The following is a 19,015-nucleotide window of genomic DNA, read 5'->3' on the forward strand; positions in this document are numbered from 1 at the left end:
GTTCGACAGGGGGCAACAGTCATGCCGGGCCCGGAGGCCAGCAGCCCTCTTGCAGGACCGCGGAAAAGATAACGGGGCGGAGAGGGCCGTTGCGGGGGATCACAAGGGCCTCGGAGGCGGCACGGGCCGTCGAGGCGGCGCGGGGACGCGGCCTCCCACCGTCCGGCAGGCCCTGCCCGTTACCGGACGGAGGGGTTCATGCGCCGGGGACCGTGACGGGCGCGGCCTTCCTGAGCGTCACGTGAACTCCTTTGCGGCAGGGCGGGCCGACCGGCAGGAGCCGGGTGCGGCTCCGTCGTCGCGTTCCCCGCCGGATGAGTACGGTGGGCCGGCGGGTCGCACGGCTGGTGGGCAGCCGGAGAGACCGCAGGCATCCTCCGCTGTTTCAGGTCTAGACCATGGCAGGTGGATTCAGGCCCGTCAACGCTCATATTTGGTCAAGGCGTTCATGGCTGGAACTACGGCCGGGGCGGGGTCAGTGCCGGACCGGCCCGCGGCGTACGGGTTTCAGCCGGTCGTAGCGGCCCAGGAACTCGAAGCGGTCGTGCCTGGCCTGGAAGAGGAAGGCGGTGTGGGTGGGGTCGAAGCTGTGGTCCTGGCCGGTGAGGAACCGCACCGGTTTGGCCACCCCGTCCAACGTGGTGCGGAAGAGCTGGTCCACGATCCGGCCGCGGGTGGCCCGGCTGCCGCCGCCGAGGGCCTCAAGGGCCCGGGCGACGAGGTTGACGGCGTCGTACGCCTCGGCGGCCCACGGCCCGGGAGCGGTGCCGTGGCGAGCGCGGTAGGCGGCGGTGAACGCCCGTGCGCCCTCGGTGGTCATCGAGGCCGGCTCGGTGTACGGCGAGGCGAACACCCAGTCCTCGGCGGCCGCACCCGCGGCGGTGAGGAAGGCGGGCCGCATCACGGGCCCGATGGTGAGGCGGGCGCCGGTGAAGCGCGCGGCGGCGAGGGCGCGGGCGCAGGCGGCGGCCCGCTCGGGCGAGGTGCCGGCGTAGACGACGGCTTGGGGCCGGCCGGCCAGCGCCTGTGCGACGGCCGGCCGGATGTCGTCGTGCGCGGCTACGGGGTGGAGGGTGGCCGTGCCGCCGACCGGTGGCTGGTCGCGGAAGCCGGCGGCCAGTTCCGTGGCCACCGTGCCTCCTGCCTCGTCCTCGATGACGGCGGTACGGCGGCTGGGGCGGGTGCCGGTGAGGTAGTAGGCCAGCGGCATGCCGAGCAGCTCGTCACCGATCCGGGTGACGCAGGTGGTGCTCGGATCGTCGGGCTGCGGCGAGCCGGGGGGTAGTTCGCCGACGGTGGAGGACACGAGCACCATCGGCATGCGGGCGGCCGCGTACAGGGGTCCCGCCGCACGCACGGCGGTCCCGCTGGCGGGACCGAGGACCGCGCACACGGCCTGATCGGCGATCAGACGGCGGGCCGCAGCTTCGGTGCCTGCGGGCCGACCGCGGTCGTCGAGCGCGGTCAGGGCGAGCCGGAAGCGGATGCCGGAGCGGGAGTTGTGCGCGTTCACGGCCAGCTCGGCGCCGCGCTGCTCCTCGGTGTCCGTGCCGTGCAGCGCGATGGTGCGGGTCGGCGGGCCGTCGCCGGGGCCGCGTCGAAGGGCCAGGGCCGCCCCGATGACGCCGGTGGCGAGTACGGCGGTCGCGGTACCGCCGACGGCGAGGAACCGGCGCCGTGTGGAGTCTGGTGCCTCCGGGCCCTTCTCCGGCTCGCCTGACCCCTCGGCCGTCTCCCGCGGGCCGCCCTCCTCGTGTGCCGGCGGGTCGGCCCGCGGCGGGGGGTCGAGCGCACGGGCGGCGTGCGCGGCGATCAGCCGCAGCACGCCCGGGGGCAGCCAGTCGTCGGCCCCGTCGGCCCCGTCGGCCTGCGGTGGCGCAGGTGACGGCAGATGGGCGAGCGGGAGCCGCGGGTCGGGGAGCGGCGGCCGTGAACCGGGCGGCTCACCCGTGCGCGACGGGCGTGGGCCCGGACGGGTCAGGGCGCCGGTGCGGTGCAGCGCGTCCCGGAGTTCCGCCGTGCCGGGCCGTTGCGCGGGGTCCTTGGCGAGGCAGCGGACGATCGTCGCGCGTGCCGGGTCCGGGAGCCGGGCGAGGCCGTCGAGGTCCGGTTCCTCGTGGACGGTGCGGTAGAGCACGACGGCCGGGTTGCCGGTGCCGAAGGGAGCCCGTCCGGTGGCCGCGTGGACGAGCACGCAGCCGAGCGCGAACACATCGCTCGCGGGGCCCGCGCTGTCGCCGTGCACCTGTTCGGGCGGCAGGTAGCCGGGGGTGCCGAGTACCGCGTCCGGTGTGGTGAGTGTCGTGGTGGCAGGACCCCAGGCGATGCCGAAGTCGATGAGCCGGGGGCCGCTGCGGTCCAGGAGGATGTTGGTGGGTTTGATGTCGCGGTGCAGCAGGCCGGTGGTGTGCAGGTCCGTGAGGGCCTCGGCGATGCGCCGGCCGAGGACGAGGACGCTCCGCGCGGGCAGCGGGCCCAGCGTGGCCACCGTCTCGGCCAGGGTGGGGCCGGCCACGAAGGCGGTGGCCAGCCAGGGCGCGCGGGACTCGGTGTCGGCGTCCGTGACCCGTACGACCCAGGGGCTGCGGAGGTGCGCCGCGAGACGGGCCTCGCGTTGGAACCGGGCCCGGAAGTGGGGGTCGCCGGCGTGTTCGGACCGGATCACCTTGAGCGCGACGAGTTCGCCCGCCGCGGTGCGGGCGAGGTAGACGATGCCCATGCCGCCGGCGCCGAGCCGCGCCAACAGCCGGTGCCCGCCGAGTTCTCGTGGGTCGTGTGCGTGCAGCGGCCGCACCGATCGACCTCCCCTCAGCCGATCGGCGCCGTGCCCGCGTAGCGGAACCGTCCGCCGCTGACCCGCACCCGGAAGAGGTGGTCGGCCTTGAACGTACGGTCCTTGTCGAACGCGTAGGTGGTGGCCAGCCCCTTGAAGCGGGAGGTGAGCAGTGCCGCGGCCAACTGCGACCGGGTGGGCCGCCGGTGTTCCCGCGCGCGCAGTGCGGCGAGCCGGTCGATGATCAGGCGGGTGGCGTCGTACGCCTCGGCCGCCCAGATGCCGGGTGCGCTGCCGAAACGTCTGCGGTGGGCGGCGGCGAACGCCTTCACCGCGGGCGCGTCGGGGCTGATGTAGGGGGTGATGGCCTGCCATCCTTCGGCGGCCGAGCCGGCGGCCGCGGTGAAGACGTGCGTGGCGGCCGGGTGGTCGAGGAACCGTGGGCCGTCGAAGCCCCGGCGGGCCAGAGCACGGGCGAGGAGGGCGGCGCGTTCGGGGGTGCCGGTGTAGTAGAGGCCGTCGATGCGCCGGTCGAGCATGTCCGTCAGGACCACCGACGGGTCAGGGGCGAGGGCGGGAACGTAGCGTGCGTAGACGTCCAGTCCCATCCCGGCGGCGGACTGCTGGGCCATTTCGGAGGTCTCCCAGCCGGTCAGCCGCCCTGCCCGGTCGATGAGCAGACCGGGCCGCCGTGCGCCCCGGGCGGCCAGGGCGGTGTCGGTGAGGTAGCCGCCGATCATGGTGAGTGGTGCGGCGTGGAAGTAGGCGTGCGGGTTGAACACGAGGGCGGCGTTGGCCGCGGAGACGGAGAGTTCCGAGACGCTCACCAGGGCGAGTCCCACCCGTTCGTAGGTGCCCACGGCGGCCTCCGCGGACGTCCATCCCGTGGGGCCGAGGACGGCCAGTACGCCGTTGTCACCGGTCAGCCGCTGCGCCGCCGACCTGGCCCCGGCGGCGGTCCCGTGGTCGTCCACGACGTTGAGGTCGAGGGTGAACGGACGGCTGCCGCGGGCGTTGAACTCCTCGACGGCCAGCCGTGCCCCGCGCTCCTGAGCCAGGCCCGCATCCCGTCCGGGCCCGCTCAGGTCCGCCTGGACGCCGAGCGCCCAGCGGCGGCCGCCGCCGGCCGACCCGCCGCCGTCGCCGTGCAGCGCGGCCCAGCCTGCCGCCGTGCCGCCCGTCAGGAGCGTGGCACCGGCGGCGGCCGCGGCGAGGAACCGCCGCCGGGTCGAGGGCCGGGTGGCGGACGGTGCGGGTTCGGGCGGCGGCGCGGACGCGGTGGGTGGGACGGCCGGCAGGTCCAGCATGTCGGCCGTCTGGTCGGCGATCATCTGTACCACCGGGTCGGGCAGCCAGTCGGCGGCGTCGGCCCGTGCCGTGTCCGCCGAGGCGCCGGCCGGCGTGCGGACCGCCGCGTTCTCCGCCAGCTCGGCTGCCGGGGGCCGCTCGGCGGGGCCCTTGGCGAGACACCGCTCCAGCAGGGTCCGCAGCGCAGGGTCGCTGACGCCGTGCAGGTCGGGCTCGTCGTGCACGGTGCGGTACAGGACGGCGTCCGCCGTGCCGGTGCCGAAGGGCGGTCGGCCGGTGGCGGCGAAGGCCAGGACGCAGCCGAGCGAGAACACGTCACTGGCCGGTCCGGCCTGCTGGGCCCGTGCCTGCTCGGGGGAGAGGAACCCCGGGGTGCCCACGACCACGTTGGCGGAGGTGAGGGCCGTCTGCTGGGCGGACGTGGAGCGGGCGATGCCGAAGTCGATCAGCCGTGGGCCGTCGAGGGCCAGCAGGACGTTGCCGGGTTTGACGTCGCGGTGCACGAGTCCCGCCGCGTGCACGGCGGTCAGGGCACGGGCCAGCATCCCGCCCAGGGCCCGTACCGCGTCAGGGGGCAGTGGACCGCAGGACGCCACCGCCTGGGCCAGCGAGGGTCCGGGCACGAACGCGGTCGCGAGCCACGGCGCCGACGCCGCGGGGTCGGCGCCGGTCACCCGTACCACCCAGGGGCTATCGACGCGCCGGGCCGCGGCCACCTCGCGGTTGAACCGGGTCCGGAAGTCCGGGTCGTCGGCGTACTCGGGCTGGATCACCTTCACCGCTGCGAGTTCCCCGGTGCGGGCGCGCGCGAGGTAGACCACGCCCATGCCGCCCGCACCCAGCCGTGCCAGCAGCCGGTGTTGGCCGAGCCATGCCGGGTCGTGGGGGAGTAGCCGCTCCATCACGCGCCTCCTGCGCCTGCGCCGGGCGCGCTGGTGCCGGTGCGGCGGGCCGCCGGCCCGCCGATCTCGGCCTTCGCCCGTCCCAGCATCCTGACCATGGATGCCGACGCCGACCGCGCGAACGGATCGGAGTCTTCGTCCCGGCCTCCGCAGGAGGACGTGCTCAGCACGACGGGGCCGAAGGCGGCCTGGGTCCAGAAGTAGGCGTACGGGCCACCTCGCTCATCGCGGCATTGGCCGCGCTCCTTCAGCTCGTCGTCGCTGTAGTCGTTGGAGCCCTCACCGAAGGCGAAGGCCGAGGACCGGAGCCCGGTCAGCCGTTCACCCGGGCGCAGGGTCTGCTGAGGGCACGCCATGGCCTCGTCGAGCACGCCGGCCTGCTCCCAGGCGGCCTGCAGGGCCGTGCGGTGCACGGTCACCGTGGCCGTCAGGCGCGCCGTGCGGCCGTGGCCGTCGGGCATCTCGAAGTGCCGGGTGAGGGTGGCCAGGACGTCACCGGGCAAGCGCTCGCGCCGCCAGGTGCAGCCGTCGTCCAGCACGGCCCAGGTCGCCGGGTCGCTCTCGTAGGGCGTGCCGCGCTCCGCGTCGGGACCGATCAGCTCCGGATCGGCGATCACCTTCCGCACCAGTGCCCGCGCTTGTGCGGTGGTCCGGGGGAATCCGGCGGGATCGGCCTGTGCGCCGGGTGCCCGCAGGGACTCGTCGCCTGCCGGCGATCCGTTCGAGCCGTGTGCGGGCGCCGGGGGTTCGCCGGTGCGCGTGCCGTGATCCGTCGCCGTGCATGCCGTGAGCAGCAGGCCGCATGCCACCAGCGCACTCCGTTCGCGCCACGCTCTGTTGAGCCCCACTGTCCTCCTCCGCCCCGCACGGCCACCGCACTCCGGCTCTCCACGGAACCTGACGTCGTGCCAGGCCGGGCGGTTCCGCCGGTGTCGGGTGACATGCGCTCAGGGTGCCATCCCGTCATGGACCGCGCGGGGCCGGGCGGCGTGTTCGCGGTCGGTGGCCGGTATGCCTCCGTGGAGGGTGGCCCTGTCCTGACTCTTGAGAGTTAAGAATTACTAGCCAGTACAGTCGAGGGCAACCGGTTCGACCTGTCGGAACACGGCTTCGGCGGCCCACCCGCCCCTGGCGCCCACGCCGGTCGGTGCCGTCGCGCAAGGCTCCCGGGTGGCGCACGGGAGCACCGCGGTGCGCCGGTCGCCGGCCGGTGGGCAGCGCGCCTTCGGTCGGCGGGCAGTGCGGCCGGCCGGCGGATGCGCGACGGGCCGTCGGCGCCGGGCAGCGTGCACACCCTCCTCGGCGGCGCCCGGGCGACGACGAGGTCACCGGAAAATGGGTTGGACGGGAAACACGCGGCTGTTAACGTGCGGGAGACCGTGCTGCCGCAGGAGGAGGTGAGACCCATGAACGCTGTATTCGAGTGGGTGCTCCCCCTCTTGGTCACGGTCGGGCGACTGACGTAGGTGTCGCCGGGAGCGCCTCGACAACAAGGCCTCCCGAAAGGCAACAACCTGTGTTTTCCCTGCATTTCACCGCGGAGACGTCATCGGACGGCGTCGTCGAACGCGACTTCACCGTGGGTGAGGTCACCGGCGTGCTCTGGTCGCCCGCATCCGGCCCCGATCGCGCGCCCCTGGTGCTCATGGGCCACGGCGGCGGCACCCACAAGAGGTGGCCGGCGATGACGGGCCGCGCACACCGTCTCGTGAAAGGCTGCGGTTTCCACGTCGCCGTCATCGATGCGCCCGGTCACGGCGGCCGGCCGCGCACAGCGGTCGACGAGCGGGAGATCGCCGCGATGCAGCGGGCGATGGCGGCGGGCGAGCCGGTCGGCCCGATCGTCGTCCCCTACAACGCCCACCTGGCGGAGCGTGCCGTGCCGGAGTGGCGGGCGACCCTGGACGCCCTCCAGGAACTGCCGGAGATCGGCACCGAAGGGCCGGTCGGGTACTTCGGTCTGAACATGGGCACCGCGATCGGGGTGCCCTTGACGGCGATCGAACCAAGGATCGTCGCCGCGGTCTTCGGCATCTTCTGGCACGACGAGTCCCTGGCCGAGACGGCGGGGCGGATCACCGTTCCGGTCGAGTTCGTGCTGCAGTGGGACGACGAGCACATCCCGCGCCAGTCCGGCCTCGCACTGTTCGACGCATTCGCCTCTAAGGAGAAGACGCTGCACGCCAACGCGGGCAGACACAAGGAACTGCCCAGGTTCGAGGCCGACAGCGCGGTCCGGTTCTTCGCCCGGCACCTCGGCGGTGCCGTCACCTCACCGGCGTGACCTGACCCGCTCTGACCAGCCCGGATCTGCTCTGCCGTCTCCGGGTTGAGCTGCTCGGAGCTGCACTGATGCGCTCAGATCCGCCATGGTCTGCCGCTGTTTGCCCTGTTTGATGGTATCGGCATCCGGCCACCGGCCGGATGCCGATACCGCAGTCCAGGGGCTGATGCCGGGGCGGCCCCCTCCGGGGCGGGCCTTCGGACCCTCTGGAGGCCGGGGCGGCGGAGATGTGGAAGGGCGGGTGCTCCGTGGGAAGGGTGGAACGGGAGCCGGGCGTTACAGGGGCCGGCAGGACGGGGCTCTGAGAGCCGACCGATGGATGGAGTCGAAGATGAACGAGAGTACGGGGCTGCTCAACGAACAGTCCGCGGTACGCACGCTGACCGTCGGAGGCACCCGCCTGACGTACGTACTGGACGGCGCCATGGAGATGGAGCCGGCCGGCTTCTTCCCCGCCGTACCGGCTTCCTTCTGGGCGGACCATCCGCAGGCCCTCACGCCCCGCGGGCGGGTCGCCGCCTCGGTGGGTGGTGTGCTCGTACAGCGTGGTGGCCGCACCCTGCTCATCGACGCCGGGCTGGGCTCCGTCACCATCCCCGCCGATCTCGGGGCCTCCCGCGCCGGCGCCCTGCTAGACACCCTCGCCGCCCTGGGGGTGGCGCCCGAGGGCATCGAGGCCGTGGCCTTCACCCATCTGCACAGCGACCACACCGGCTGGGGCTTCACCCTCGACTCCGACGGTGTGCGGCACCGGACCTTTCCGCGGGCCGCCTATCTCGTCGCCGGTCGGGAGTGGGAGCCGTACTGGCGCGACGAGATAGCGACCGGCGCGCCGTCGCGCTCGGAGGTCCTCGAACCCATGGCGGGCGTGCTCACCCGGATCGACGACGGGCAGGAGGTCTTCCCCGGTGTGAGCGCGCTGGTGACTCCGGGGCACAGCCCCGGCCACACCACGTATGTCGTGACCGACCCGGACAGCGAGCAGCGGGTGCTTGTGCTCGGCGACGCCTTCCACACCCCCGGCCAGATGACGCACCCCGAATGGCCCTCCGGCCCCGACATCGACATCCAGGGGGTCCACAAGGCCCGGGAGCGGCTGCTCGGGGAGCTCGAACGCCCCGGCACACTCGGTTTCGCCTTCCACTTCGGCGACCAGGTCTTCGGCCGTGTCGTCCGTGACGGCGCAGGCCGCCGGACCTGGGAGACGGTCCCCACCGAGGTGGTGCTGCCCACTCCGCTCAGGCTCCCCTGACCCCGAACGACCGCTCAGGACCTATGGCGCGGCGCTCCCGGGCGCGGCGCCACGGGCCGGCCCGGGGCCCTCGCTGCCTCGGGCCCGGCCCGGCGCGGTCCGCGGTCCCGGCGACGCATCGCCGGGGGACCGGTCGGACCCCGGCAGCGGGCCGGGCCCCGGAGCCCGCCGTTGACCGGCGACGGCGTCGCGCACCTTTCCCAGCAGCCGCTGCGTCGTGGCCACGTCCGCCGGGTCGAAGGAGCCCGCGGCCGCGACCATGGCGTCGATAGTGGCCCGAAGAAGGACCAGCCCATGGCGACGGCCTTGTCCTGCACGGTCAGCAGCACCCGGCGGCGGTCACGCGTGTCATGCTCACGGCACACCAGGCCCATTCCTTCGAGCCGGTCGATCAGCGCGGTGGTGGACGCCGAGTTCAACCCCAACTGCCTGCCGAGGGGGCCCGGCGTGGCCGTAAGCCCGGCCCGGCCCGTGTCCGGGCCGCAAGAAGGTCGACCCGGCCGAGATCGACACCGGCCTGCTGGCCGGGTCGTGGCGGCGCCTGGTGCTCGCGGCGCCGCACCTGGAGCCGGGCACGGTGGACTGGAGGGCGTACACGTTCTGCGTGCTGGAGCAGACGCACCGGATGCTGCGAAGCAAGCAGGTGTTCGCGAAGAACTCCTCGAAGTGGGGCGACCCGCGGGCGAAGCTGCTGGCCGGTGAGGCGTGGGAGCAGGCCAGGCCGACCGTGCCGGCCTCGCTCGGACTGCCCGGCGAGGCTGGTGAGCACCTGGCGGCGCGGGCGGTGCTGCTGGACGGCACGTACCGGGAGGTCGCCTCCCGGTTGCCGGACAACGCGCAGATCGTCTTCTGACGATGGCCGGCTGCACTTCGCCGCGCTGGAGCCGGAGCCCGAACCGGCCTCCCTGTTGGAGCTGCGGGCAGCGGTGAACGCGATGCTGCCCCGCGTGGACCTGCCCGAGGTGCTGCTGGAGGTGTTCTCCTGGACCGGCGCTGACCAGGCGTTCACCTCGGTCACCGGCGCCGGGCCCCGCCTCAAGGACCTGCACGTCACGATCGCCGCGCTGCTGGTCGCCCACGGCTGCAACGTCGGCTACACCCCGGTCATCGGCGGGATCGACGCGCTGAAGCACGGGCGGCTGTCCCACGTCGACCAGACCTACCTGCGGCTCGCGACCTACCGGGCCGCGAACGCCACCTTGATCGAGCACCAGGCGTCCATCGGCCTCGCGACCGCGTGGGGCGGCGGCCTGGTGGCCTCGGTCGACGGCATGCGGTTCGTTGTGCCCGTGCCGTCGGTGTACGCGCGGCCGAACCCGAAGTACTTCGGCCGCCGGGGCGGCGCCACCTGGCTCAACATGATCAATGACCAGGCCTCCGGGCTCGGTGGGAAGGTGGTGGCCGGCACGCCGCGTGACTCCCTGTACGTGCTGGACGTCCTCTACGACCGCGACGGCGGCCGCCGTCCGGAGATGATCGTCACGGACACCGCCTCGTATTTAGTTACATGGACACCTCGTCCCTCGTTGAGGGTCGGGGGCGGTCGGCCTGGCCGTCGAGTGCGACAGCGGCGGAGGGTTCCATGCGGGTACGCGAGAGCCAGGAGAGCGGGTCACTGCGCGTCGAGTTGCTCGACGACGGGGGTCAGCCGGTCGAGGCAGTCTGCGGCTTCCTGCGGTTCCTCGCGGCTCGGGACTGCTCGCCGAACACGCTGGTCTCCTATGCCTACGACCTGCGGCACCTGCGGCTCTTCTTCGCTGGTAGCGGTCTGACCTGGGAGCGCTTCGGACCGCCGGACTCGATCGCGCTGCTGGATTACCTGCGGTCGGTGCCGTCCCGGCGTCCGCGGCGGCGGATGACCCTGTCGGTGGTGACCGTGGACGCGGAGGGCCCGGCGACCAAGCTGGCGGCGAGCACGGTGAATCGAATCCTGGCGGCGGTGTCCTCGTTCTACGAGTACGCGATCCTGTCCGGCCTGGTGGAGCGGGCCAACCCCTTGGAGAAGCGACTGGACCCGGCGCTCGGCCGGGTCTCGGAGCGGCACCGGCCGTTTATGGGCCGGGCCAGCCGCCAGCGACCGGTCCGCCGGGCGGTGCGCGTCAAGACCGTGCAGCGGGTGCCACGCCCGCTGTCCGATGACCAGGTCCAGGCCCTACTGGCCCAGCTCCGCGGCCTGCGCGACAAGGCGATCGTGCTGCTGATGCTGCACGGCGGCCTGCGGCCCGGCGAGGTCCTGGGCCTGCACCTGGACGACTTGGCTTACGGCCGAAGGCGGGTGGTGGTCCGCCACCGCGACGACCATCCCAAGGGAGCCCGGTCGAAGTCGCGCTACGAACGAGTCGTCGACCTGCACGAGGCCGAGACCCTGGCGACGGTCAGCGCCTACGTGATGGGAGAGCGTCCCGCCGACGCCGACAGCCGGCTTGTATTCCTGATCGGCGGGCACGGCACCAGGCGGCTGGAGGCGTTGAGCTACGACGGCCTGGTGCGAATGTTCTCCCGGGCCTGCACCCGGGCCGGGATCCGCGAGCCGTGGATGACCCCGCACGCCCTACGGCATTCTCACGCGACCAGCATGTGGGAGGGCGGCATGCGGGAACTGACACTGCAGAAGCGACTCGGTCACGCCTCTCCCGAATCGACACGTATCTACACCCGGGTCTCCGACCCGGCCGTCGTCGCCGACTATCACAAGGCCCTCGACCAACTGGGCCGCGGGGGAGCCAACACGTGAGGGCCGGAGCAGTTTCCACCGCCGCCCAGCTCGCGGTGCCCTCGCAGCGCGTCTGGCAGCCGGCGAGGCACTGCCCCGAGGCCGAGTACCTCGCGTTCGTGAACAGGCAGGATATCCACCCGGGCTACCGCGGCGCCAAGCTTCGGCACTACCGCGCGTTCATCCAACGCTGGCCGAAAATGACCGATTGGTTCGCCGCCCCGCTGGTGGAACGGGTCGGCCGGCTACCCGGAGAACCGCACACGTCACCGTCCTTCCCGGTTTCCTTCCGGGCCCGCCCCTACCTGCTGTTCCTCGCTCTGCGTGGGCACATCACGTTCGACTACCCGTGGATGCTGGCTGCCGGGCAGCTGCGGGTCATCGACCCGGCCGGCGAGATGGGCATCGACCTGGGCACTGGCGCCCTGATCGAGGAGGCCATTGCGCTTGGATACGCCGCAGGCTCGGCCAGGCAGGCGATGAACTGGACGGTCAGCCGGATCGCCCTGCACGCCAACCTGTCGCGAGCCTCGGAAATCACCGAGGAGCACATCGCCGAGGCACTCGAAGGCGTCAGGCTGTTCGGCGAACGCGAGGACCTGCACCACTTCTACCCGTCGGCGCAGAGCTACCGCGACAACGCCTCCAAGCAATGGGTGACCCATCTGCACCAACTGCAGGTCGTGCTGTTCCACCGCGGTCAGGTGGCCGCCCAGCCACGCAAGTTGATGCCTTCGTGGAAGCTGCCGATGGACATGCCGCCGCGCATGCTGGCGGTCGCCCAGAAGTGGCTGGCGGCCCGCAAGCTGACTGATGCCCCGTCGACCGTGGACAGGCTGGAGCTCGCGGTGCGGGTGTTCGGCGTCTGGCTCGGCGAGAACCATCCCGAGATCACCACCTTCGCTGACGTCACCCGGGAGCACTGCCTCGACTGGATCAGCCACATCGCCCAGGCCCCGACGGAGAGGACCGGTAAGCCGCTGGGCGTGATGTCGCGCATCCAACGAATCTCCGGGCTCTCCCAGTTCTTCCGGGACACCGCCGTCTGGCAGTACGCCGACGTGCCCGGGCACACCCTCATCGGCGCGGGCGACGCCCCCAAGTACCCCCAGAAGGTGCCCCGCTTCATTCCCGAGCACGAACTCGACAAGCTGATGCCGGCCATCGAGGCGCTCGCCTGCCCGTTCCAGCGCGCCGCGCTGCTGGTGGCCCGCTGGTCCGGGGCCCGCCGCACCGAGATCTAGCGTCTGCCGATCGACTGCCTCGACCGCTACCCCGACGGCACCCCTCGGCTTCGGCTATCCGGCCGCAAGACCTACCGTGAGCGGGTCGTCCCGCTGCACGAGGACGCCGCAGCGGCCCTGCAGACCGTCATCGACCTGCGGCAGGATGCGCCCGAGCGGCCCTTCACCGACGAGCGCACCGGGGAGGAGATCCGCTACCTGTTCATGAGCCACGGCAAGCTGCTGTCGACCTACTACCTGTTCGAGACGCCAATCCAGGACGCCTGCAAGGCTGTCGGACTGGTCCGCCCGGGCGGCCGCGGCGGCACCGGACGCGGTACCGTCTCGGCCCACCGATTCCGTCACACGGTCGGTACTCAGCTCGCCGAACGCGGTGCGAAGCTGCACACCATCATGAAGGTGCTCGGGCACACCTCCGTGAGCATGGCCCTCGTCTACGCGCAGGTCAGCGACCAGGAAGTGCTGCGCGACTACCGCGCCGTCCTCGGGCCCGGAGCGACGATCGCGGGGCCGGCTGCCGAGGAACTCAGAACCGGCGCTCTGCCGGACACCTCGATCGACTGGCTGAGGACGAACTTCTTCAAGACCGAGCTCGAACTCGGCCGATGCCTGCGCCTGCCCGCCGAGGGCCCGTGCGAGTGCGACCTCTACCTGACCTGCGCCAAGTTCGTCACGACATCTGACTATGCGCCACGGCTACGGACGCGCCGCCGAGTCGAGCAGACCCTTGCCCTGGACGCCGCCGAGCGCGGCTGGGACCGCGAGGTCGAACGGCATCGCTGCACCAGCCAGCGCATCGAGAAGCTGCTGGCCGACCTCAACGAACCGCTTGACGGCCCCAACGAATCACCGGAAGTCGACCGACTTGAACTCTCGTCGCAGGCCCCGGGCCGCCCCGGCGATCCCAGTCCGCGACGCGGAGCCCCGTGACGGTGGATCAAGAAAGAGCGGATACTCCTCCGCGTGGCCGTGACAGAGCCGTGCGAAACGGTGGCTCGGCGGCCCGACGACATGGGAAGGATCCGAGTGATGGTGGGAAGCGAAGCGGTGGGAAGCGATCTGCTCGCCGACGACCAGATCAAACTGCTCCGGCGGGCGCTGGCCGAATGGGGCGGCCCGGCACACTGCAGCGATCAACTCGCCGTGGGCATGGGCTTTGCAGACAAGCGCGACATGCTCGACCAGTGCCGCAGGCTGCGACTCGCGCTCACCGACGACCTCCCGCTCGCCCAAGTCGACTGGGCCCGTGCCCTACTCGCCGCCGAGATCGTGTTCGTCAGCGACCTCATGGGGTCCGGGGGCGAGTGGTCCACCACCACGGGCCTCAGCGACGAGTCGACGATCCGGACCCTTCGGTCGATCCAGCGGAAACTGGGCAGGACCATCAGGCCGTATTACGGCAAGACTCCGGGCGAATGATGCTGTGGTCTCCAGCCAGCTCGACCGACTTCTCTCGCGCAGGTCAGCACTGCCACAGGAAGGCGGCCTGAAGGCAGGGTCCACAAGCGAAGGTGAAAGCTGCCCCGCCGCCGCCGAAGTTCATGGCCGTGGCATGGTCCGGTCCCTCTTCGAGCTGCGCGACCAGGTCCATCGGGCGAGCGCAGCTCGGGCACCCCGGCGTCTCGTCATCCTGCAGCCAGTCGGCCTGCCCACCAAGCTGTCCCAGGACACTGCGAAGGTCGTTTCCGCTGCGGCTGCCCCACTCCTCGCGAGCACTGCCGTAGTCGGAGCCAGGAACGGACACCAAGTTCACGGCGTTGACGGCGCCGAGACGGAGGAGGCCCTCGTCCTCGCCGGGCCCGGTCATCGGTTGCAGCCCTTCGGCGGGGAACAGGAGGGCCCGGTTGCCGCCGGCCGTCGCGCTCCACTCGTCGCACATACCAGGGTCGTTCTGGCACATGAATATCGCTATGACGTGCCCGGTTTGCGTGTCGTTTTGATCCATCGGCCGGTCCAGATCGTTCAGGACGACCTGAGCCAGGAACTGCATTGGCCCCTCGCATGTCACGCAAGCGGGCCATGGCGTCCCCGCCGGAGCCAGTGGCGCTCCGCCAGTGCGGGTGGTCAGTTCCTCGGGATCACCCGGCCCCGCGTACGTCATCAGTGTCGTTGTCATGGGACCGGACCCTACGGCAGCCCACCGACACCCACGCCGATCAGGCGATCGGGCGGCACGCCGAGGGGTGATCAACTTGAACTGTCCACATAAACAGCGACATCGTCTTCGGCCTGCTTACGCTCGCCGGATTCGCGTACGCGCCGCAGCTCGCCGACCTGCCCCATCAGAAGATGTGGCGCATCGACCGCACAGCCGACTACGGCGCCTTCCAGGGCGCGGCCCGTGGCCGGGTCGACCTCGCGCGGATCGAGCGGCACTGGGAGGACATCCTGCGGATCATCGGCTCCATTCACACCGGCGCCGTCCGCGCCTACGACGTGATCCGGATGCTGTCTCGCGACGGGCGACCGACCCCGCTCGGGGACGCGATCGCGCACTACGGGCGGATCGCGAAGACCTTGCACATCCTGCGTCTGGCTGACGAGCCCGGCTACCGCCGCCAGATCAAGGTGCAGGCCAACCTCCAGGAAGGCCGGCATGCGCTCGCCCGGAAGATCTTCCACGGCCGGGCGGGGCATCTGTACCAGCGCTACCAGGATGGGATGGAGGACCTGTTGACCGAACTACCGGGGGTGTGAGCCGACGAGCCCTCGGAGATCGACGCACGGTGACGGGACCTGGCACCAGGCCGGTCAGCTTGCCCCGAAGCCGTGCCATGCCACCTTCCTGATGTGCTGTCATCACGAGCTGTTGGAGGCCACAGCAGCTCGTGGAGGCTCAGGTGCAAGAGGGCATGCAGTTACGGGACGTCACGGCGCTCATGGTGCCGAGGGTCGGCCGGGTGGAGGAGACCGGCGATCCGTCGCTGCCGTACCGGCTGCTCGACCGGGACGGGATCGAGGTGGCGGCGGTCAGCCAGTTCCTGCTCGACATGCTCGCCGACGACGACAGCCCGGCCTCGCTCCGGTCGTACGCGTACGAGCTGCTGGCCTGGTTCCGGTTCCTGTGGGCTGTCGACGTGCCGTGGGACCGGATCGGCCGAGCGGAGGCCCGAGACTTCGCACTGTGGCTGAAGATGGTCAAAAAGCCGCCGCGGCCCCGGCGGCCGGACGCCCCGGCGCCCGGGTCGGTCAACCCGGTGACTGGCAAGCGGTACGCGGGCGAGAACTACGCGGCACGCACCCGGAAGCACGCGCGGGCGGTCGTCCGCAGCTTCTACGAGTACCACCGCGACATGCACGGACGGCCGCTGCTCAACCCGTTCCCCGAAGACCAAGCGCGCCGAGGACGAGCACCTCAACGCCCACCACAACCCGACGCACGCCTTCAAACGCCCTGCCCGCCGGGCCCCCTACCAGCCGAAGGAACCCCGGCGAACCCCGCGCGGCATCCCCGACCAGGCATTCAACGAACTGTTCGCAGCCCTGCCCTCGCACCGCGACCGCGCGCTGGTCGCCTTCTACATCTCGGCTGGCCCGCGCGCCTCGGAACTCCTCGGCGTCAGCCGCGATCGGGTCAGCCCCGGTGACCAGACGATCGGCGTCATCCGCAAGGGCTCCCGGGCCCTGCAATGGATCCCCGCCTCCAGCGACGCGTTCGTATGGCTGCGGCTCTACCAACAGCAGATCCGCCCGCAGGCCATCGACGGGCCGGAGGAACCACTGTGGTGGACTCTTCGGCGCCCGATCAGGCCGCTAAGCTACGACGCGGCCCGCATGGTGTTCACCCGGGCCAACGAGACCCTGGGAGCGAACTGGACCCTGCATGACCTGCGGCACAGCGCGGCCAAACGCATGGTGCGCGACCCCAAGCTCTCGCTCACCGACGTCCAATGGGTCCTTGGCCATCTCCACATCAGCACCACCGAGCAGTACCTCGAACCCGCCGAGGACGAGGTCGTCACGCACATGCTGGCCCACCACGCCCGGCAGGCTGCGGAGCCCGTCAAGCCGGTGATGCCCGCCCCGGGCTACCGTTCCGAGGTTCTCCAGACGCTGCTCGGCCCTGCCGCCCTCGGTGGAGGCCCGGCATGACCACCGCGACCGTGACTGCCCGGCCCTCCGCCCCCGTCCGTCACGCCCTTTGCCTCCCGGCCAGGAGGAACGCGAAGCGCCGGAGACTTGGTGGCAGACGGAAGAGCCGCGCGAGCAGGTGCTGGAGCGCACACTCGCGCTGCCGTTCACCGCGGACAGCGACGCCAATCAGCGCTCACGGCAGCGCGGCCTCGTCAAGCTGCTGGACTGGCTGGAAGACCAGCCCGGCCGCACCTGGCAGGAGCGCTGGGTGGCCAGCGGAGCTGAGGAGGCCGGCCGAGAGTGGACGCGGTTGCCGGTGCAGTGGCTCGCCGAGCACCAGCGGGCACGCAAGTACGACCGCGCCGATCTGCGCTGCGGCGTGATCCCGCTGCTGGGCGGACAAGTCGTACGCCCCGCCTACCGATGGCTGCTGCGGCAGCGCCCCTCGCAACTGCTGGCGCACATCCGCAGCGTCACCGATCCCGACGGTTTCGTGGCGCTCAAGGACCAGTACGCGGCCACCGGCCACGCGGGAGCCAACGACTGCAACAACGCTCTCAACCGCGTCACCTGGATCGTGGCCTCCAAGGGCGGGAGCGTTCACGACGTCACCATCGGCGACTGCGTCGAGTTACAGCACGCCATCGGCGAGCACCAGAGCAACGGCTACCACGGCAAGCACCTCTTCTACGCGCTCCTCGCGGGCCTCGGTGTCTTCGGCCCCGAGGCCCCGGCACGGCTGAAGACGGTGATGCTGCCGGGGCAGCTGACACCGGCGGCCCTGGTCGACCGGCAGGGCATCACCTGCACCGCGATACGCGACCTCCTGGTCGACTACCTCACCGAACGCGCGGTGGACGTCGACTACACCACGCTGGAGGACATGGCCCGCACCCTGGCCGGACTGTTCTGGCGCGACCTGGAGAAACACCAGCCGGGCATCGACTCGCTGCGGCTGGACGCCGACGCTGTCACCGCCTGGCGGGAGCGCGTCCGCATGGTCCGTGACCGGCACGGCACTCCCATCCGGCCGCGGGTCAACGCACACACCGTGTTCAGCTGGGTCCGCACGTTCTACCAGGACCTCGCCCGCTGGGCCGCCGACGAGCCGACACGCTGGGGCCCGTGGGTCGCACCCTGCCCGGTCCGCGACAGCGACACCGATCACAGTAAGAACCGCGCCCGCGGCAAAGCGGCCATGGACCAGCGCACCCGCACTCTGCTGCCCGCGCTCCCGGCCCTGGTCAAAGCAGTCGAGCGCCAGCTCAAGGACGTCCAGACCTGTCTCGCCACCGGGCGGGAGACCCCGGCCGGAGCCCCGTTCACCACTCCGGCGGGCGAGACTCTCCTGCGCCGGGCAGGGATGTCCTCCCGCGTCTACGCCGACGACCCAGCCACCGGCCAGCGCCGGGACCTGACCGTGGAAGAGGAACGCGCCTTCTGGGCCTGGGCCATCGTCGAGGTCCTTCGCCACATCGGCATGCGCATCAAGGAAGCACTCGAACTCACCCACCACAGCTTCGTCGCCTACCAGATGCCCACCACCGGCGAGATCGTGCCGATGCTCCAGGTCGCCCCGTCCAAGCTCGACCAGGAGCGGCTGCTGCTGGTCTCACCAGAGCTCGGCGAGGTGCTCACTGCGATCATTCATCGCGTCCGGCGCGGGCAGCAGGCCATGCCCCTGGTCTCCGCCTACGACAGTTTGGAACGACTCTGGAGTGCACCGATGCCGTTCCTCTTCCAGCGCCGCTGCGGCCCGGAGGACCGGGCCATTCCGCGCAACTACATCTACACCTGCCTCAACGACGCCCTCGCCGCGAGCGGGCTGACCGGGCCCGGCAACGAGCAGCTGCGATACACGCCCCGCGACTTCCGAAGAATCTTCGTGACCGACGCCCTCGACTCCGGCCTGCCCCCGCACGTCGCCGCCCGCATCTGCGGCCACCGGACGGTCGACACGACCCTCGGCTATGCCGCGATCTACCCCGAGGACGTCATCAACCACCACCGGTCCTTCATCGCCCGCCGCCGGGCGCTGCGACCTGAAGAGGAGTACCGCGAGCCCACCGCCCAGGAGTGGCAGGACTTCCTCGCCCACTTCGAGCTGCGGAAGGTCGCCCTCGGCGTCTGCGCCCGCGACTTCGGCACCCCCTGTGTCCATGAACACGCCTGCATTCGCTGCCCTGTTCTGCGGCCCGATCCCGAGCAGATGCCCCGCTTGGAGGAGATCCACGCGAACCTGATCGACCGGCTCCAGGAGGCCAAGGAACAGGGATGGCTCGGCGAGGTCGCCGCGATCGAGGCCAGCCTGGCCGCCGCCGAGCAGAAGCTCGCCGCCATGCGCGACCTCGCGGCCCGGCATACCACCATCCACCTGGGCATGCCCGATCTCCGTGGCGCCGTCGCGCGCATCGACTCCGAGCAGCGAAACGAAGATGCGAAGGGGTAGTCGTGAGCACTACAAC

At 71.6% G+C, this 19,015-nt stretch carries 14 protein-coding genes and 2 pseudogenes; 11 read left to right on the plus strand and 5 right to left on the minus strand.

Annotation, left to right across the window (positions count from 1 at the left end; genetic code table 11):
- Positions 1-475: 475 nt before the first annotated feature.
- Genes IE313_RS27950 through IE313_RS27960 form a run of 3 tightly spaced genes read right to left on the minus strand, consistent with a single transcriptional unit; the run spans position 476 to position 5,831 of the window.
- On the minus strand, positions 476-2,794 hold the full coding sequence (locus IE313_RS27950; RefSeq protein ID WP_189937050.1) for a bifunctional serine/threonine-protein kinase/ABC transporter substrate-binding protein: 2,319 nt from the start codon (positions 2,792-2,794) through the stop codon (positions 476-478).
- A gap of 14 nt (positions 2,795-2,808) precedes the next feature.
- On the minus strand, positions 2,809-4,983 hold the full coding sequence (locus tag IE313_RS27955; protein WP_189937052.1) for a bifunctional serine/threonine-protein kinase/ABC transporter substrate-binding protein: 2,175 nt from the start codon (positions 4,981-4,983) through the stop codon (positions 2,809-2,811).
- Complete coding sequence (locus IE313_RS27960) at positions 4,983-5,831, minus strand: hypothetical protein (protein WP_189937054.1); 849 nt, start codon at positions 5,829-5,831, stop codon at positions 4,983-4,985. Before IE313_RS27960 ends, IE313_RS27955 begins: the two co-directional genes overlap by 1 nt.
- Before the next feature lie 668 nt (positions 5,832-6,499).
- Here IE313_RS27960 and IE313_RS27965 point away from each other — a divergent pair.
- Both IE313_RS27965 and IE313_RS27970 read left to right on the plus strand, forming a co-directional pair.
- On the plus strand, positions 6,500-7,267 hold the full coding sequence (locus IE313_RS27965; RefSeq protein WP_189937056.1) for a dienelactone hydrolase family protein: 768 nt from the start codon (positions 6,500-6,502) through the stop codon (positions 7,265-7,267).
- 331 nt (positions 7,268-7,598) lie between these two features.
- A complete protein-coding gene (locus IE313_RS27970) occupies positions 7,599-8,519 on the plus strand; it encodes an MBL fold metallo-hydrolase (protein ID WP_189937058.1) in 921 nt (306 codons plus the stop codon).
- Between the two features lie 14 nt (positions 8,520-8,533).
- Here the strand turns inward: IE313_RS27970 and IE313_RS27975 are convergent, their stop codons facing one another.
- Positions 8,534-8,944: a MarR family transcriptional regulator gene (locus IE313_RS27975; RefSeq protein ID WP_229925019.1), complete on the minus strand. Its 411-nt coding sequence runs from the start codon at positions 8,942-8,944 to the stop codon at positions 8,534-8,536.
- A 53-nt stretch (positions 8,945-8,997) separates the two neighbouring features.
- Here IE313_RS27975 and IE313_RS36500 point away from each other — a divergent pair.
- From IE313_RS36500 to IE313_RS27995, 5 genes and pseudogenes are all read left to right on the plus strand, one after another.
- Positions 8,998-10,018: pseudogene (locus IE313_RS36500) on the plus strand (Tn3 family transposase); the annotation flags it as partial.
- 83 nt (positions 10,019-10,101) lie between these two features.
- Positions 10,102-11,253 carry a tyrosine-type recombinase/integrase gene (locus IE313_RS27985; protein WP_189937211.1) on the plus strand — a complete coding sequence of 384 codons (1,152 nt, stop codon included), beginning with the start codon at positions 10,102-10,104 and terminating at the stop codon, positions 11,251-11,253.
- Positions 11,250-12,476 carry a site-specific integrase gene (locus IE313_RS35635; protein WP_229925021.1) on the plus strand — a complete coding sequence of 409 codons (1,227 nt, stop codon included), beginning with the start codon at positions 11,250-11,252 and terminating at the stop codon, positions 12,474-12,476. Before IE313_RS27985 ends, IE313_RS35635 begins: the two co-directional genes overlap by 4 nt.
- 9 nt (positions 12,477-12,485) lie before the next feature.
- The gene (locus IE313_RS35640; protein ID WP_268256798.1) at positions 12,486-13,406 is read left to right on the plus strand and encodes a tyrosine-type recombinase/integrase; all 921 of its coding nucleotides are present in this window, start codon (positions 12,486-12,488) and stop codon (positions 13,404-13,406) included.
- 99 nt (positions 13,407-13,505) lie between these two features.
- Positions 13,506-13,895, plus strand: coding sequence for a hypothetical protein (locus IE313_RS27995; protein WP_189937060.1), 390 nt, complete (start codon positions 13,506-13,508; stop codon positions 13,893-13,895).
- Between the two features lie 43 nt (positions 13,896-13,938).
- On the opposite strand, the gene IE313_RS28000 is transcribed toward IE313_RS27995, so the two are convergent.
- Positions 13,939-14,592, minus strand: coding sequence for a DUF1963 domain-containing protein (locus IE313_RS28000; RefSeq protein WP_189937062.1), 654 nt, complete (start codon positions 14,590-14,592; stop codon positions 13,939-13,941).
- Between the two features lie 95 nt (positions 14,593-14,687).
- Between IE313_RS28000 and IE313_RS28005 the strand changes: the two are divergent.
- The 4 genes and pseudogenes from IE313_RS28005 to IE313_RS28015 all read left to right on the plus strand — a co-directional run.
- Positions 14,688-15,161, plus strand: a pseudogene (locus IE313_RS28005) (Tn3 family transposase); the annotation flags it as partial.
- Between the two features lie 167 nt (positions 15,162-15,328).
- The gene (locus tag IE313_RS35645; RefSeq protein WP_229925022.1) at positions 15,329-16,063 is read left to right on the plus strand and encodes a site-specific integrase; all 735 of its coding nucleotides are present in this window, start codon (positions 15,329-15,331) and stop codon (positions 16,061-16,063) included.
- Positions 15,999-16,568, plus strand: a complete 570-nt coding sequence (locus tag IE313_RS35650) for a tyrosine-type recombinase/integrase (RefSeq protein ID WP_229925039.1) — start codon at positions 15,999-16,001, stop codon at positions 16,566-16,568. The genes IE313_RS35645 and IE313_RS35650 overlap by 65 nt, the downstream gene beginning before the upstream one ends.
- Positions 16,569-16,686: 118 nt before the next feature.
- Positions 16,687-18,999, plus strand: coding sequence for a tyrosine-type recombinase/integrase (locus IE313_RS28015; RefSeq protein WP_189937064.1), 2,313 nt, complete (start codon positions 16,687-16,689; stop codon positions 18,997-18,999).
- Positions 19,000-19,015: the final 16 nt, after the last annotated feature.

This window comes from Streptomyces sulfonofaciens (assembly GCF_014656295.1).
Taxonomy (GTDB): domain Bacteria; phylum Actinomycetota; class Actinomycetes; order Streptomycetales; family Streptomycetaceae; genus Streptomyces; species Streptomyces sulfonofaciens.

Bases quoted from the DNA above. Each gene is read 5' to 3' on its own strand.
- IE313_RS27955 (WP_189937052.1), bottom strand. From the start codon at position 4,983: ATGGAGCGGCTACTCCCCCACGACCCGGCATGGCTCGGCCAACACCGG.
- IE313_RS27970 (WP_189937058.1), top strand. From the start codon at position 7,599: ATGAACGAGAGTACGGGGCTGCTCAACGAACAGTCCGCGGTACGCACG.
- IE313_RS27985 (WP_189937211.1), top strand. From the start codon at position 10,102: ATGCGGGTACGCGAGAGCCAGGAGAGCGGGTCACTGCGCGTCGAGTTG.
- IE313_RS27995 (WP_189937060.1), top strand. From the start codon at position 13,506: ATGGTGGGAAGCGAAGCGGTGGGAAGCGATCTGCTCGCCGACGACCAG.
- IE313_RS28000 (WP_189937062.1), bottom strand. From the start codon at position 14,592: ATGACAACGACACTGATGACGTACGCGGGGCCGGGTGATCCCGAGGAA.
- IE313_RS35645 (WP_229925022.1), top strand. From the start codon at position 15,329: ATGCAGTTACGGGACGTCACGGCGCTCATGGTGCCGAGGGTCGGCCGG.